Genomic DNA, 15838 nt, shown 5'->3' with positions numbered 1-15838 from the left:
GGCAATAACGCTTCCCGATATCGACCCAAGATGCTATGCACTATTTCCCCACTTTTAAGCACGAGGCGAAAGTAACCCATCAATCACATTTACGCAGGTCCACGAGGTGTTGCACGACGTGATTCCAAGTTGATCGATCACCTTTGCGGCAAATATGCCAGATCACGATCATTGGATGCAACGTTGCTTGGACCTCGCGACCCGCGGGATCGGAGCAGTAGGGTCCAATCCGATGGTGGGCTGCGTGCTGGTGCAGGGAGATCAACTGCTTGCAGAAGGATGGCATAGATCATTCGGAGGTCCGCATGCTGAGGTAGAATGCTTGAATGCCTTTGGTCAAAGCCCGATTCCACCTGATGCGATCCTATACGTGAATCTCGAACCGTGCGCACACCATGGCAAAACTCCACCTTGCGCAGACCTGATCATTGCGCGTGGTGTAAGGCACGTTGTGATCGGTCAGCAAGATCCTTTTCCTGCGGTTTCAGGCACCGGTATCCAGCGCATGAAGGACGCAGGAATTGAGGTGACCGGACCGATCAATGAAGCGCAGTGTCACTGGTATCAACGTCGCTTCCTTACTTCTGTGGAACACAACAGGCCGTACGTTATTCTGAAATGGGCCCGTTCTGCGGATGGCTTTTTGGACCAACATCCCCGAAATGACCGAACTGTTCAGCGCATCAGTGGTGCTGCATCAAACGCGCTGGTCCACACTTGGCGTAGTCAGGAACAAGCGATCTTGGTCGGAAGTCGCACGGTTCTGAACGACGATCCACAGCTGACAACCCGGTTGGTCCATGGCCCGTCTCCGATCCGATTGATCCTTGATCGACAAGGGAACACACCAGCACTTTCCAAAGTCTATGATAGGAGTACACCGTCGATCCTTTTCACACGTGAACGGCGAGATGATATTGATATTGATATTGAACAAGAGTTGATCGGTATTAATGACGACCCGATCGAATGCATATTCAAAGCTGCACATGAACGGTCGATCAGATCGATCCTCGTTGAAGGCGGTGCCGAATTACTGAACCATTTCATCGAAAAGGATCATTGGGATGAAGCCCGAGTGATCTACGGAAAGCCACTATTCGGGAAAGGAACACCGGCCCCAATGCTGTATGCGTCAGCAACGCGGACACTAGCGATCGAAGAGGACACGATAACCTTCCACATCAACCCACGTTCACCTTCCTTACTCGGGATCAACCCGCTTGTGCAATGGTTCTGGTAACGCTTTCCGCAATTTCCGGCGCAGCGATCTTTTTGTTGTTCCGCATTTTCGATAAGCGTAACATTCCTATTCTGCCGGTTATTACGTTGAACTATTTCGTAGCATTTCTGTTCGGAGCATTGTACTCTCAACCTTGGCTTGCAGGCGATCTTTCGAAGCTATGGTTACCAAGTGCCGGTGTAGGGACATTGTTCATCGGCGTATTCTATCTGACTGCACTTTCTACACAACGCGCTGGTGTGGCTGCCAGCACGGTGGCGAGCAAACTCAGTTTGGTGATCACGGTCCTGTTCACTGTCCTTATATACAATGAACGACCAACGATATTGGCGTGGATCGGGATCGTGTGTGCATTGGTGGCTGTGCCACTTTCGGCCATGGGCAAGGGTGCTGAAGCGCGGAACTGGAAGCTACCCCTTTTACTTTTTTTCGGAACTGCATCCATCGATATCTCCTTGAACGCCGTGCAGCGAATGCACCTGACACCGGCAACGGAAGGTGTGTTCCCAACGATGTGTTTCATATGGGCCGGAGGTATCGCATTGCTATTTATTTGGCGCAACAAAATGTTCGCAGCCTTCAAAGACCCTAAGGTCTGGATCGGCGGGATCGTTCTGGGTGTCATTAATTTCTTCGCCTTATTATTCATCCTACAGGCCCTAGCGCATAGTGGACTCCCGGCCAGTACGGTGTTTCCATTGCTGAGTATCGGTGTGATCCTTCTCGGCACAATAGGTTCGTACCTCATATTCCGCGACCGCCCAAGCAGACCGCAATTCATTGGTATCGCTGTTGCCGTTATTGCACTTGCTTTATTGGTGACCAAGTGAACATGGAGACCTCCGATATTTTCAGGACCGTTGCAGGAGATAGTGAAGGGATCTATCGTGAAAAAGGGAGCAAGTTCATTGCCTTTGCATTTCCAATTGCGGATGAAGAGCAGTTCAAGGAGCGTGCATTGTTGATCGCAAAACAACACCCCGCGTCACGTCATGTTTGTTACGGCTGGGTGCTTGGTGATAATGGCGAACACACACGAGCGAATGATGACGGCGAACCAAATGGTACCGCCGGCAAACCAATACTCCGATACATTCAAGGGAATGACCTTACCTATTGCGCAGTTGCAGTGGTCCGTTATTTCGGGGGCACGCTATTAGGCAAAGGTGGGCTTGTACAAGCCTATGGAGAAAGTGCTCGCTTGGCATTGGAGAGTGCATCCATTGTTGAACGCATTGTTAGAGACACGATCCAAGTTGTCTGCAACTATTCGGACTACGATGCGATCAAGCAAGAGGTTCTGAATTCGGATGGCCGGATCCTTGAAACTGCGTTCACGGAAAAGTGCGTAGCACGCATTGCCCTTCCGAAAAGTGCCGTGGATCCATTCATGGAAAAATGGGCACTCAGTGACGCGACCTTCACGCGGACCGATCCATAATGCACCTATTTCTTTTCGAAGTAAGGAGCTAAAGCATCTATCAATTGCTGTGGTGCACGGCAAGGTTTCATCGTTCCTTTTTCAACAAAGACCAACGTCGTCGTGGCCTCGGTCAACAACTCACCTTTTTCATTCTTTACCTCGTAGCGAAATGCAAAACGCACACTTGGTAACACATCAATGTACGTGAACACAGTGATCAGATCGTCATACCGAGCAGGTAAATGATAGGTTACGTGCATGTCACGCACAGGGAGCATCATCCCTTCATCTTCCAATCTGCGATACGGGAAGCCGATGCTTCGCAATGCCTCTACCCTACCTACCTCGAAGTACTCCGCATAGTCACCATAATAGACATAACCCATCTGGTCGGTTTCACCATATCTCACCCTGAACGATGTTCTCTGACTGTACATTGTGGCGAAAGTTAGCCTCATTGGTCACATTCCAAGTGGTGCCCCTTGCACCGCGTCATTCCTTGATGTACCTTGTTCGCATCCTAATGTTGTCTGCTTCTCTTTCCGGTTCCAATGAGCGTATTCTCGCCATACTTTTCTGAGGCTTACGATCCTACCGGATCATTCGCGGCCAATTCTATCTGCCCGGATCTGCCATACGTTGTTGGGTGCGGTTCATCCATTTATCCGACAGCGATCGGTTCTGGGAGAAGTGCATGTAAAATTTTTAATGCGCCCAACACATTTCTACTTTTTTTTTTCACTTTCTTCGATCCATATTTGCGACCCGTTACACGAAGATGTTCTTCAACCAACATGTTCGTAACGATCAACCACTCACCAACCCAATCCCTAACTCTCTGAACATTCAATGAAGAAAGACCACGAGAAGATCTGGGGACGTTGTTTGGATGTTATCAAAGACAATGTGAGTCAACAAAGTTTTAAGACCTGGTTTGAACCGATCCAAGCTTTGAAACTTCAAGAGCATGTTTTGACAATTCAAGTACCGTCGCAGTTTTTCTATGAGTGGCTCGAAGAGCATTACATCGGGCTACTCAAAAAGATCATTAAAAAAGAACTTGGGACAGAAGGGCGTTTGGAATACTCCATCATCATGGAGAACGGTTTCCAAAGTGCCAACCCATATACGGTACGTGTACCGACCAGTAATGCGAGGCAGGTAAAGAATTCACCTGTTTCATTGCCGGTGGATGTGGCGAACAGCCCCATCAAGAATCCATTCATCATTCCAGGATTACGAAAGATCAAGGTTGAAAGTCATTTGAATCCCAACTACTCCTTCGATTCTTTCATCGAAGGAGATTGTAATCGATTGGCACGCAGTGCGGGTTATGCTGTGGCTCAAAAGCCAGGCGGCACTGCCTTCAATCCATTGCTTGTTTATGGTGGGGTCGGCTTAGGCAAAACTCATCTTGCGCATGCCATCGGAATTGAGATCAAGAAGAACCATCCGGAGAAAACCATTCTTTATGTATCCGCTGAAAAATTCACGCAGCAATTCATTGAGGCGGTGAAGAACAACACGGTCGGAGACTTTACGCAGTTCTATCAAATGATGGACGTACTCTTGATAGACGATGTGCAATTCCTTGCGGGAAAAGAAAAAACACAGGACGTCTTCTTCCACGTGTTCAATGCGCTGCATCAGGCTGGTAAGCAATTGGTGATCACGAGTGATAAGGCACCGGTCGAAATGGCGGGAATGGAGCAACGCTTGCTATCCCGCTTCAAGTGGGGGTTGAGCGCTGACCTTCAGACACCCGGTCTGGAAACGCGGATCGCCATCCTTGAGAATAAGATGTATGCAGAAGGTATTGACCTACCGAAGGAGGTGGTGGAATACTTGGCGTATAGCATCACCACGAACATCCGTGAACTGGAGGGTGCCATGATCAGCTTGATCGCGCAGAGCTCGTTGAACAAGAAAGCAGTTACGCTGGATCTTGCGAAACAGATGATCGATAAGTTCGTTAAGAACACGGCACGTGAAGTGTCCATCGATTACATCCAGAAAGTTGTTTGTGATTACTTCGACCTTCCGATCGAACTTCTGAAGAGCAAGACCCGGAAACGCGAGGTGGTACAAGCACGTCAGATCGCAATGTACTTCGCTAAGAAAATGACCAAGAGTTCACTAGCGAACATCGGTGCACATTGCGGTGGCAAGGATCACGCAACTGTGCTCCATGCATGCCGGACCGTGAACAACCTACAGGAAACAGATAAGCAGTTCAGGGGATATTTGGAAGACCTTGAAAAGAAACTGAGCATACACTGATCGATAACTTGATCGAATTTGAAAGCCTCCCCTTCCGGAGGCTTTCTCTTTTTCGCACCTTCGCACCATGCAACCCAAAAAGATCCTAATGGTATGTCTTGGAAATATTTGCAGATCGCCCATGGCGGAAGGAATTCTTCGCGCGATGATCCGGAAAGAAAGCCTGAATGTAGTTACCGATTCCGCAGCCACCAGCGACTACCACATCGACCACAAGCCGGATGATCGTGCGCGATCTGCGATGCGGAACCATGGCATTGACATCAGCGACCTGCGCGGTAGGCAGATCCGACCAATCGACTTCGAGGAATTCGATCTACTTTTTGCAATGGACGCAAGTAACTTGAACAATATGCGCGCAATTGTAGCAACGCCAGAGCTTGCGCAGAAGGCACGACTGATCATGGACCTTGCGCCGGACCACCCACTTCGCGAAGTTCCGGACCCGTATTATGGCGGCGATGAGGGTTTCGAAGAGGTATACGAAATGCTTACCCTTGCTTGCGGAAACTTGGTAAAACAACTAACACCATGAAGAACGGAGATCTGTACTTGATGCCGGTCTGGCTAGGCGAGCATGGCGGCATAGAGCAATTACCTCCGGAGAACATTGCTCTTGCAGCGCGCATTACACTCTATTTCTGTGAACACGAAAAGACCGCGCGGAAAATGCTTCGCCGTATGGTGCCCGATATCGATATGGCTTCATTATTAATGCACCGCTTGGATAAGGACACCACACCAGCAGAAGCACGCACACTATTAGCCGAACTTGCGAACGGTAAGGACGGCGCAATAATCAGTGAAGCAGGTATGCCCGGGATCGCAGACCCTGGTGCATTGTTGGTGCAAATGGCGCATACCAATGGCATTCATGTTCATCCGTTGACCGGGCCAAGTTCACTTTTTCTTGCACTGGCCGCATCCGGTCTGAACGGACAACATTTCACGTTCGTTGGCTATTTGCCTAGGTCCACCGAAGAGCGGAAACAAATGATAAAGCGGTTGGAAGGCGAAGTTGAACGTACAGGTGCAGCACAGCTTATGATCGAAACGCCATATCGAAATGATGCCTTGCTAGCCGACCTGCTTCAAACGTGTAAACCTGAAACACTTCTGTGTATTGCAGCTGATATTACGCAACCAAATGGCTCCGTGATCACCAGACCGGTAAAGCAATGGCGGTTGCACAAAGAACCCGTGGGCAAAAGGCCTGCCGTACTCATTCTTGGTAGATGGGCCTGAACTAATTGAGACAACTTATTCCACTTCGTATTACACCGGACTTCGAACCACGCGAACCAACTTCACTGTGTATTTGACCGGCATATTAGGTTCCAGAACTCCAGGAATTCCTTTCGTACCGAAGGCATATGAAGATGGAAGGAGGAAGCTACCCTCTTGACCTTCGCGCAATAAAGCTATTGCTACTTCAAGGCCGGAAACGACCTGATCCTTATCACCGAATCGGAAACTCAATGGCTCTCCATTCCTATCCGTATCGTCAAAAACCTTCCCATTCTCAATACAAACGCCTTTGTATGAGATCGTGACACCATCACCTTTAACAACTGTAATGTCATTCTTGATCTCACCATCGATCACATAGAATATCTCACTGGTTCCCCAGCGTACCCATTCTCTCGGCTCGAGCTTTTTGTAAGCATCGATGAGCTTCATTTCATAGCCGTCCGGATCAGATCTGCGGAGGTTCTCCAAGGCTGATCTGATCATTGCGGGGGTAAGTATTTCCACTACAGTGACCTCCATTCGAATATGCGTTGTATCGGTTAACGCGTCCGTTGGCTGTTCTATGATCACATTCCATGGCAACGCACTTCCTAACGTGATCACACTAAGGCTATCGCCCTCGTTCATGCGGTCCAATATCTTGGCCATTGCTTTTGTCCGGATGTCCTTTCCTGCGTACCAGCTCTCCGTACTCAAGAAACTTCCCGGCTCTTCTCCAAGGCGTGATGCGCGGATCCTAAGCTTCACACTATCCTGATCCAAGGTGCGGCTAGAACCATCACCCAGCTTGTGCAATTTGATATGGATATCGTCACCGACGTTCTTGAATCCGTCATATGGCGAGGATCTACAACCGACCAAAAGGACAGCGATCACTCCTACGCAGAACCACTTCTTCATCGCTTATTGTCACTCAGCTTCAGCAAACCAATATGGTAGACCAATGAGCTCCGCATCGGGATCCGGTCCTGGTCTCCGATCAAGCCATGTGCACGGTATGATGGTATAAGCACCACGGCGCTATCTCCCGGAGACATTAATTGAATTGCTTCATGAAGGCCGCTCTCAACATCGTCCATTTCAACCAAGAACGACTCGGGTTCTCCAGACTTGGTGGCGTAGGCCGTATCACCATTCAACAATTCCACGCGGTAATTCACGGTGGCCCATTGATCGGCTACAGCATTTGGTCCTTCGACATTCCGCAATAGGCAATATTGAAGCCCTCGGCCTGTCTTAGAGACCTTCAGACCATGTTGTTCTGCGTAGTCATCAATGTCCTGATTCTCTTGGCGAACTGCATTCTGGTTGTATTTGATCAATGCTTCTTGATCCGGCATCGGATGTTGATCAACTTCCGAAGGAATACTTCCACCGCCACACCCCATGGCCAGAACGAAAATTGAGATGAGCCAGATCTTCATGCTGGGAATTCATTAATAAGTCCTGGAAGCAATGCTTTGAAACGGTCGACAGTGCTTTGCAATGGACCTTCATCCTGACCACCTGCGGCATTTCGATGTCCACCGCCTTGGAAATTCTCGCCCAAGAACTTGTCCACGAACAAATTGTTCTTGGAACGAAGACTGATCTTCACCATATCAGGTCTTTCAACAAAAAAAGCAGAGAGACGGATCCCACGAATGCTCAGACCATAATTCACGAATCCTTCCGTATCGCCTTGTTTGAAGTTGTAGCGTTTCAGATCTTCTTTTGAAAGCGATATGATCACTGTGGAATATTCCGGTAACACCTGCATGCGCTCACTTAAGGTTAAGCCAAGCAAACGCAGGCGGTCTTCCGTATTATCATCCGAAATGGAACTGTGAACTGCTTCAATATCCACTCCTTTCTCGATCAACGCTGCTCCAACTTTCATGGTGTGAGCCGTTGTACTCCGGAACCGGAATGAACCGGTATCCGTTACCAAGCCCGTATAAAGACATGTTGCCACGTCCTGCGTGATCAATTCCGAAAGACCCAATGCATTGACGATATCATATACCATTTGGCATGTAGAGCATGCACTGGTATCGGAGAACATAACGGGAGAGAATTTTTCCGGATCCTGATGGTGGTCGATCAACACCCGGACAGGCGCTGCAGCAACTACTTCCTCCAACCCACCCGTGCGTTTGGAACGATTGAAATCCAAGCAAAAAAGGACATCACACTTCTTGATCGCATCAAGTGCAGCGGCAGGGCGTTCCGTAAAACACACGATCTCGGAATAACCGGTCAAACGCGATAAAAAGGCCCCAGCAGGATTCGGCATTACTACCTGTACCGTATGCCCCGCTGCCTTGAGAACCAGGGCAAGACCAAGTGTGGAACCAATGGCATCACCATCCGGGTTGTAATGGCCAACAATTGCAATACGCTTGCTTCCAGCCAGCAATTCCTTCAATTGAACAACGCGTGGATCGGCTGCGGTAAGAATAGACATGGGCGGCAAAGGTAGCCGCCCATGACATTGGTCTTATTCCTTAACTTACCTTATCATGGCGCCTCGAACCCAACTTCAGGTGTGGCCATATGCTGTATCAGAATACCAACGCAACCAATATCGAACTGCTCTCCTTTGGTATTCTTCCCAGTTGATTCCGCACCTGCTGCGATCACTTCAATAGCGATCCTTTTCGTTGAAGTACACGAAAAATCAAGCGATTGGGCCATTTCGTGTTCCGTATTGTCCCAGATCACTTTCTCTACTTCCTCAAACAGCTTCTTCGTGATCTTTGTTGTAACTTCCTGTGTGGTGCCGGTCTTGTTACCGTTTTCATCCAGAACTGGTTCTTTACTGTTCACTTCCTCCACCGACTCAACCGGCATGCGTACTTTTTCCACCAAGCGGATCGCTAGGTTCTCCCCAAGCACTTTTTCATCATGACAAAGCGAGATGTGGTAGTCCTGACCTCCATAAATAATGATGTTCAACTCAGTTTCTGTGCCGACTTTAACATTGGCGCTTTTGCTTTGACCATTCTGCGAAAACCGCTTATCACTTGAACCTTGGCAATTGAACCTGTGAAAATCCGGGCATTGGGTCTGTGCAAAGGCCCCATGGTCAAGGAGCACGAGGATCAAGCCGGTAAGTAGTGATCTGGACATTACGTTCTTCATGGTCATTAGGGTCAGATATTCGGTTGGTCTTCAGGTTTGATCAATTCAGTGCGTAATTCTCCGATCGCTTTTGACAGTTCAAGATATTTGTCAATGGTAAGGTCCAATGTGATCTCATCCCCAAGCACCATCCTTCCGGATGAAGACTCTCCTTTATGTACGCTGCGCGTGACATTGACCTGATCATAGATGTCACGTATTCCAGACAAGCTCTTTGCGAGCGAAGCAACTTCAGGATCGGCACTTTGCACTCCCATAAGCTCGATCAGGTTCTCCAGATTTGATTTTTGTTCGGCTATGCGTTTCATCAATTTCGCGTCAGGTGCAGCTGGATCCATATTCTCCATGACCAAATACATGCTCTCGACCCAACCACCTGCAACAACAAGTGCCAGAGTCGGCCCCATGCTCTCCGCTTGCAATTTCTCGTATGCCTTGATGTAGGCTTCTGTACTTATGATCTCCAACGAATCAGCATTGCCTTTGGTTATGTTCCGTTCCAATCGCACGAACTCCATATCACTGAATGCATTGGAGATACCGAGACCATCCGCTAATTTCTTCGTAGCGAGATAATACCGTGCGATCTCAACACGCTGATCATGAACACTGGCGTAAACCAGGTCAGAACTATATATACCAAAGTTCACTGCCCGTGCCTTCAAACTCGCGTATCTCGATACGTTGGATGTTGGATTTAATGAGGCTTTGGTCTGTTTCGCACCCAAGTTCTCCACGAGAACGAACAATTCATTCGGCGTAGGCATTTGATAGATCACCGAAGTTGTTTGGGCCGAACCATTATCGCCGATGACAAGGTCGGTCGCTTTTTCAGTCACAGCACTATCATTACCACAGGACAGTAACGTGAAAATGAAGGATGCAAAAAGTAGCTTACGGATGATCATGTTCTTAAGGGCAAGAAACACCTGAGACCGGAGATCGGCCGCAAAAGTGTTTTACATACAACAAAGGAATAATGTTTCAGACCTCATATCTTTCATCTGACCGATTACTTTTGCGCCTTCTTTTCAACACCCCCCATGAGCAATAGAACTTTTACGATGATCAAGCCGGAAGCAGTTGCAGCCGGAAACACTGGCAAGATCATCGATATGATCACTAGCAAGGGCTTTAAGGTCATCGCCTTGAAATACACGCGATTGAGCAAAGACGAGGCAGGTATTTTCTACGAAGTACATAAAGAGCGCCCGTTCTACGGTGAGCTTGTTGACTATATGGCCTGCGGTCCTATCGTAGCTGCGATCCTTGAGAAGAACAACGCGGTCTCTGATTTCCGTACGTTGATCGGAGCTACGGACCCAGCGGAAGCAGCGGAAGGAACACTGCGCAAGCGTTTCGCGGAAAGCAAAGCGAAGAACGCCGTGCATGGTAGTGACAGCGATCAAAATGCTGTCATTGAAGGAAATTTCTTCTTTAGCGGAAGGGAGCGGTACTAAAGCGCATCTGCGGCTTATCCGGCCGCGGCACTGGTCTATTCCAGGATTATTTCTTCCACGACCTTTCTTCCAGCTCTTCGGTTCAGGATCTCCTGTAACGTTACACGCATGTAGGTAAGCTCTTGCCGTAGCGGAGCTGAGTCCACCTTAACCACGAGGCGACCTTTACGCAGACGAATTGTTACTGTGTGCCGCGCGATCATGGGGCCGGCAACATCATCCCATGCAGAGGTTATGTCCAATTCGTCCATTTTTTCGCGCATACCATATGCATCGATCAAATGGTCGAAGACCTGACTAAGCGACTGTTCGTTCGACTTTTTCACTTCTGATGGGTATATCGTGTGCAAGGTGGAAGAAACGTACGTCCAGATCCAACCCGTCCAACGCGGTATGCAAGCGCGATGCATCGGTATCGGTGATCAAGACCTGCCCGAACTTGCGATCACTCAATAATTTCAGCAAATGGCGCATGCGTTGCGGATCGATCTTGTCGAAGATATCATCAAGCAGTAAAATGGGCCTGAGTCCTGATCGCGCTTGTGTAAGATCGAACTGGGCCAATTTCAATGCGATCAAATAGGTTTTTTGTTGACCTTGAGAACCGTATCGTTTCAAGGGTTGGTCATTGATCGTAAAGAGCAGTTCGTCCCGATGAATACCAACCGTAGTGTATTGCGCAGCCCGATCCTTCTGTAAGGAATTGTGCAATAATTCACGCATCGACGTCTCCAACAGCGCTGAGCGGTATGTAAGGGCCACCTTTTCGGGGCCAGAACTGATGCCGTGGTAATGACTTTCCAGCAACGGTACCATCTCTTTCATGAATGCCCGGCGCACTTCAAAGACCAGCGTTCCATGGTTCACCAATTGTTCGTCCCACGGTTCAAGCATTTCCATTGATCCTCGCCCATCCATCGCGAATTGCTTCAACATGGCGTTCCGCTGCAACAGGGCACGGTTATACCTGATCAAGGAATCCAAATAATTCTTGTCGAATTGCGCAATAAGCCCATCGATGAACTTTCGCCGGACCTCCGACCCATCCAGCACCAATTGCCCGTCATACGGTGTTACCATCACCACGGGATAGCGCCCAATGTGATTGGCCAACCGTGGATATTCCTTTCGATTTCGGTTGAATACCTTTCGATGGCCTCTACGCACACTGCACAATAAGGTATCCTCCCCATTTGCAGTGTGCAGTGTCCCCTGAACCATGAACTGATCCTCACCGTGCTGGATATTGTGCACATCGATGGGATCGAAGTAGCTCTTGGTCAGCGAGAGGTAATGCACCGTATCCAATAAGTTGGTCTTACCGGTACCATTTGAGCCAACCAAACAGTTCACCTGAGGACCCAGCTCCAGCTCAGCATCCCGATGATTGCGGAAATTCAGAATATGCAAGCGGCCGAGATGGAAATCCATGGATCACAAAGGTAGGAGCCTAGCACAGACCATTTGAGCAGGAATTTTCAATGGTTCTTTCTGGTCCAAACCCGCGCCGGTCAAGATCGAACGATCATATGAGCACAACTGCCTACGATCCAAGACATGCAGGGATCGGGAAAACGCCTATTTTCGCGCCTCGTTAGCAAAAATACCGGCCGTGAACATCGGCTAACCTACATGAGCAATAAGATCACTTCACAAGACAAGCCTAAGGGAACTGAGCAAGACGTTGACCTTGGAGAAGTCTATACACGTACCGAGTTATTCCTGGAAAAGAACAAACAGGCGATCCTGATCGGCGTTGTCGCTCTTTTGGCGATAGTTGGTGGCGCTCTTCTCTATAAGAATTTCGTTTCTGGACCTAAGGCAAAAGAAGCAGCGGAATTGATGTGGAAAGCGGAATATTACTTTGAGATCGACTCTCTTGACCGCGCATTGAACGGCGATACCGAGTGGCCTGGCTTCATTTCGATCGCCGATCAGTATTCCAGCACACCAACTGGCAATTTGGCCAACTATTACCTGGGTGCGATCTACATGAAAAAGGGTGATTATGAACTTGCCATCGACCACTACAAAAAGGCCGATCTGGATGATGATGTGCTTCGTGTAATGGCCGTTGGCAATGTTGGAGATGCATTGGTTGAATTGGACCGGACCGATGAAGCCGTGAAGGAATTCGAAAAGGCTGCCAGCATGGTTCGCAACGAATTCACTACTCCGATGTACCTTATGAAAGCAGGGATCCTGCACCAACAGGCCGGGAATTGGGCTGGTGCAGCGAAAGCCTTCAATCGCGTAGCAACTGAGTTTCCGAATAGCCCGGATGCTAACCAAGCGAAAAAGTATGCTGGGCGCGCGGAGGCAATGGGCGGATAGTCCATGGCCACAGCAACACATAACCTTTCCGAACATGATCCGTCCAGCGTCCCTAGTGGCGCTGGTCTTCGTTTTGCCCTAGTGGTGAGCGAATGGAATCTGGACGTAACCGATGCGCTTCGTGCGGGATCACGTGAGACCTTATTGAAATATGGGGTTGCTTCAACCGACATTATTGAATGTTGGGTGCCCGGTAGCTTCGAATTAGCAAGCGGCGCTCAATACCTGTTGGAGAAAGAAGACCTTCATGGCGTTATCTGTCTTGGCAGCGTGGTTCGTGGCGAAACGCCTCACTTCGATTTCGTTTGCCACGGAACCACGCAAGGGATAATGGATGTTGCCCTTAAGTTCAGTATTCCCGTGATCTTCGGTGTGCTCACCGACGATACCATGGAACAAGCACGTGCCCGAAGTGGTGGTGTACACGGCAACAAAGGCATCGATTGTGCCGTAGCTGTTCTGAAGATGGCTGCGTTAAAGAGCAAGTCGTAGTTCTACTTGGACCGACCTTTTTTCCTTTTTCGCTTCGGATACGCAAGATCCTACGATCTTCGTGGCATGTATAGATCAATACTATTCTCATTCGTGCTTTTCGCTGGAACTTGTTTTGCTCAGGGAGGCCACCATGGCCCGCGTATTGGGTTGGGCATGGCAACGCAGACAACTGGTGCGCTCTTCCAGAACTCAAGTAATTTGCGTTTGGCACCCGTTCTAGGATGGTACATCGAAGCGCCACTTCATCAGCAGGTTGGTCTTTTGGTGGAAGCGCTTTGGCTTACCAAAGGCTCAGCTTACCGAAACCCCGCAATAAGCAATCGTACACAGAATACCTATCGTTACATCGAGATTCCCTTTCTTGCCAAGATCTCCACGAATAAAGAACCCAATGGTCTCTTCCTTCTTATTGGTCCTAGTTTTGGTTATTTGGTCAGTAGTAGGTACAAAAGCTGGACCAATGGGGTGAAAATCGATGATATAAAGATTGACCTGACCAATTCCCAAAGACGATTCCAATTCAGTGGTCTCGCTGGCATTGGCCTTGAAAGTGAACGTATGACATTCGATGTAAGAGCTCAGACCAGCCTTACACCTTTTGATCGCCTTCTTAGGGTGCAGAACGTGGTCTATGCGGTAACGGTTGGCTATCGCTTCTCAACGAAGAAGAAGGAGAAGGATGATGCACTCGAAGAAGATAATTTTTAGCCTATTCGTTCAGACCCAATAGATCACACGATGTCCTTCACTACCGCTTCTTCAATTGGTCGGGTCCCCTTTCGTGAGCATACCTTACTGAAGGTCTTTCTTGGCATTTTTCTGGCAGTCTGGGCCTGGACGTTCTTAGGAACTACGGATCATGCAAACTGGGTTACAGAGAATGTACTTACGGCGGTGTTCATTGTTGGCCTTGCACTGAGCCACCGCAAATTCAAGTTCAGCGACCTCAGCTACACCATGATGTTCGTGTACATCCTACTCCACATCTACGGTGCGATGTATACGTACGCGGAAAACCCTTTCGGCTATTGGTTGAAGGACTCGATGATCTTGGAGCGGAACCCGTACGACCGAATTGTACACTGCAGTTTCGGTTTGCTCCTCGCCTACCCCATGCGCGATTATTTCAAGAACCATTTTCAATGGCCCAAATGGGTATGTTGGGTGTTGCCTGTCGAGATCACCCTCAGTTTCAGCGGTGCTTACGAATTGATAGAATGGGCCGTGGCCGATGTATTCTTCCCTGCTCAGGGTGCGGCATACCTCGGCAGCCAAGGTGATATTTGGGATGCGCAGAAAGACATGGGGATCGCACTTACCGGTGCGATCGTGATCATGCTAGAAGCCATCTCAAAAATAACTTTTGAGAATTATCATTACGCAAGCCAACTGCACCATGCCTAAGAAGAGGTCTGCATGGTATTCATACCGAACGAATGTACGGCGCGAGTTAAACAACCACGCGAACAACCTTTCGACCTTCCAGCGGCGTTTGTAGCGCCGTAATTCCCGTCCATCTTGATGCACTTGTCGTTTTCTGTTACTCCTGTGCGGACATACCAGTTGGATTCCGCGTTTCTTCAATGTGCGTCTTAGTTTGTCACTGTCGTACGCCCTGTCGGCGATCACACGTTTGGGCTTTATGGCACACGAACGGATCGTCCTATCGGCTAGCTTTACTTCATGGGTGCTGGCGCTAAAGGCCCGTACGGTGAGAGGAATACCAACAGCGTCTGTGACTGCCATGATCTTGGTGCCTTTCCCTTTCTTAGTAGGTCCAACACAAGCCCCCCTTTTTTGGCACTTGCGAAGGTGCCATCGATAAAGCATTCGGTAATGTCGATCTTCCCTCGATCGCGTAGATCCGATGCAAGAGCATGCAGCAGTTTATCCCAAGAACCGCTCTTGCACCAGTGTTTGTGGTACCGATGGCAAGTCTGGTATGGCGGGTATCTGCCAGGTAGATCTGCCCATGGTGCACCGGTCCGGCATATCCACAAGATCCCGTTAAGCACCGCACGTGGATCTTGTCTGGGCCTGCCACGTGTTTCGCTCTTATGAAAAATACTTGTAAGCGGTTTTTCCAACACTTCCCATTGCTTGTCGCTGATGTCCATCGCTTTTCTTAGCGAAGTACATTGCGCCAAAGAAGAAGATCAACTGGAACATTAAAAAGTTGATCAAAGCCCAGTGTTCATAGATAACTTAGGCAATGCTTATTTTTGAGAT

General features: G+C 48.9%; 19 protein-coding genes and 1 pseudogene. 11 read left to right on the top strand and 9 right to left on the bottom strand.

Going from position 1 to position 15838, the window contains the following annotated elements:
• Positions 1-175: 175 nt before the first annotated feature.
• Genes ribD through IPF95_13340 form a run of 3 tightly spaced genes read left to right on the top strand, consistent with a single transcriptional unit; the run spans position 176 to position 2684 of the window.
• Positions 176-1243 (top strand): bifunctional diaminohydroxyphosphoribosylaminopyrimidine deaminase/5-amino-6-(5-phosphoribosylamino)uracil reductase RibD, encoded by a 1068-nt coding sequence (gene ribD, locus IPF95_13350; GenBank protein MBK6475669.1) that lies wholly within the window; start codon positions 176-178, stop codon positions 1241-1243.
• Positions 1231-2073, top strand: a complete 843-nt coding sequence (locus IPF95_13345) for a DMT family transporter (protein MBK6475668.1) — start codon at positions 1231-1233, stop codon at positions 2071-2073. The genes ribD and IPF95_13345 overlap by 13 nt, the downstream gene beginning before the upstream one ends.
• Positions 2074-2075: 2 nt before the next feature.
• A complete protein-coding gene (locus IPF95_13340) occupies positions 2076-2684 on the top strand; it encodes a YigZ family protein (protein ID MBK6475667.1) in 609 nt (202 codons plus the stop codon).
• 5 nt (positions 2685-2689) lie between these two features.
• Here IPF95_13340 and IPF95_13335 read toward each other — a convergent pair whose 3' ends face one another.
• Entirely contained in the window at positions 2690-3103 is a 414-nt protein-coding gene (locus IPF95_13335) for an acyl-CoA thioesterase (GenBank protein ID MBK6475666.1), read from the bottom strand.
• A gap of 412 nt (positions 3104-3515) precedes the next feature.
• On the opposite strand from IPF95_13335, the gene dnaA reads away from it, so the two are divergent.
• The 3 genes from dnaA to IPF95_13320 all read left to right on the top strand — a co-directional run bounded on the left by dnaA (position 3516) and on the right by IPF95_13320 (position 6191).
• Positions 3516-4946: a chromosomal replication initiator protein DnaA gene (dnaA, locus tag IPF95_13330; GenBank protein ID MBK6475665.1), complete on the top strand. Its 1431-nt coding sequence runs from the start codon at positions 3516-3518 to the stop codon at positions 4944-4946.
• A 67-nt stretch (positions 4947-5013) separates the two neighbouring features.
• Positions 5014-5481 (top strand): low molecular weight phosphotyrosine protein phosphatase, encoded by a 468-nt coding sequence (locus IPF95_13325; GenBank protein MBK6475664.1) that lies wholly within the window; start codon positions 5014-5016, stop codon positions 5479-5481.
• Entirely contained in the window at positions 5478-6191 is a 714-nt protein-coding gene (locus IPF95_13320; protein ID MBK6475663.1) for an SAM-dependent methyltransferase, read from the top strand. Before IPF95_13325 ends, IPF95_13320 begins: the two co-directional genes overlap by 4 nt.
• A gap of 30 nt (positions 6192-6221) precedes the next feature.
• Here the strand turns inward: IPF95_13320 and IPF95_13315 are convergent, their stop codons facing one another.
• Genes IPF95_13315 through IPF95_13295 form a run of 5 tightly spaced genes read right to left on the bottom strand, consistent with a single transcriptional unit; the run spans position 6222 to position 10228 of the window.
• The gene (locus IPF95_13315) at positions 6222-7097 is read right to left on the bottom strand and encodes an FKBP-type peptidyl-prolyl cis-trans isomerase (protein MBK6475662.1); all 876 of its coding nucleotides are present in this window, start codon (positions 7095-7097) and stop codon (positions 6222-6224) included.
• Positions 7094-7621, bottom strand: a complete 528-nt coding sequence (locus tag IPF95_13310) for an FKBP-type peptidyl-prolyl cis-trans isomerase (protein ID MBK6475661.1) — start codon at positions 7619-7621, stop codon at positions 7094-7096. The genes IPF95_13315 and IPF95_13310 overlap by 4 nt, the downstream gene beginning before the upstream one ends.
• A complete protein-coding gene (locus IPF95_13305; protein MBK6475660.1) occupies positions 7618-8643 on the bottom strand; it encodes a bifunctional oligoribonuclease/PAP phosphatase NrnA in 1026 nt (341 codons plus the stop codon). The genes IPF95_13310 and IPF95_13305 overlap by 4 nt, the downstream gene beginning before the upstream one ends.
• A gap of 53 nt (positions 8644-8696) precedes the next feature.
• A complete protein-coding gene (locus IPF95_13300) occupies positions 8697-9308 on the bottom strand; it encodes a hypothetical protein (GenBank protein ID MBK6475659.1) in 612 nt (203 codons plus the stop codon).
• Positions 9309-9331: 23 nt separating this feature from the next.
• Positions 9332-10228, bottom strand: a complete 897-nt coding sequence (locus tag IPF95_13295; protein MBK6475658.1) for a hypothetical protein — start codon at positions 10226-10228, stop codon at positions 9332-9334.
• A gap of 135 nt (positions 10229-10363) precedes the next feature.
• Here IPF95_13295 and IPF95_13290 point away from each other — a divergent pair, with 135 nt between their 5' ends.
• Positions 10364-10780 (top strand): nucleoside-diphosphate kinase, encoded by a 417-nt coding sequence (locus IPF95_13290; protein ID MBK6475657.1) that lies wholly within the window; start codon positions 10364-10366, stop codon positions 10778-10780.
• Between the two features lie 35 nt (positions 10781-10815).
• Here IPF95_13290 and IPF95_13285 read toward each other — a convergent pair whose 3' ends face one another.
• Positions 10816-11106 (bottom strand): DUF721 domain-containing protein, encoded by a 291-nt coding sequence (locus IPF95_13285; GenBank protein ID MBK6475656.1) that lies wholly within the window; start codon positions 11104-11106, stop codon positions 10816-10818.
• Positions 11078-12211, bottom strand: coding sequence for a DNA replication/repair protein RecF (locus IPF95_13280; protein MBK6475655.1), 1134 nt, complete (start codon positions 12209-12211; stop codon positions 11078-11080). Before IPF95_13280 ends, IPF95_13285 begins: the two co-directional genes overlap by 29 nt.
• A 201-nt stretch (positions 12212-12412) precedes the next feature.
• Here IPF95_13280 and IPF95_13275 point away from each other — a divergent pair, with 201 nt between their 5' ends.
• From IPF95_13275 to IPF95_13260, 4 genes are all read left to right on the top strand, one after another.
• Entirely contained in the window at positions 12413-13114 is a 702-nt protein-coding gene (locus IPF95_13275; GenBank protein ID MBK6475654.1) for a tetratricopeptide repeat protein, read from the top strand.
• Between the two features lie 3 nt (positions 13115-13117).
• The gene (locus IPF95_13270; protein ID MBK6475653.1) at positions 13118-13606 is read left to right on the top strand and encodes a 6,7-dimethyl-8-ribityllumazine synthase; all 489 of its coding nucleotides are present in this window, start codon (positions 13118-13120) and stop codon (positions 13604-13606) included.
• Between the two features lie 66 nt (positions 13607-13672).
• A complete protein-coding gene (locus tag IPF95_13265) occupies positions 13673-14317 on the top strand; it encodes a PorT family protein (GenBank protein MBK6475652.1) in 645 nt (214 codons plus the stop codon).
• Positions 14318-14347: 30 nt separating this feature from the next.
• A complete protein-coding gene (locus IPF95_13260; protein ID MBK6475651.1) occupies positions 14348-15013 on the top strand; it encodes a DUF2238 domain-containing protein in 666 nt (221 codons plus the stop codon).
• On the opposite strand, the pseudogene IPF95_13255 reads toward IPF95_13260, so the two are convergent.
• A pseudogene (locus IPF95_13255) lies at positions 14960-15726 on the bottom strand (IS5 family transposase). The gene IPF95_13260 and the pseudogene IPF95_13255 sit on opposite strands and share 54 nt — an antisense overlap.
• Positions 15727-15838 lie beyond the last annotated feature (112 nt).

Source organism: Flavobacteriales bacterium, from assembly GCA_016704485.1.
In the GTDB taxonomy this organism is placed as follows: Bacteria; Bacteroidota; Bacteroidia; order Flavobacteriales_F; family PHOS-HE28; genus PHOS-HE28.
This window is presented reverse-complemented; position numbering and strand designations above follow the sequence as displayed.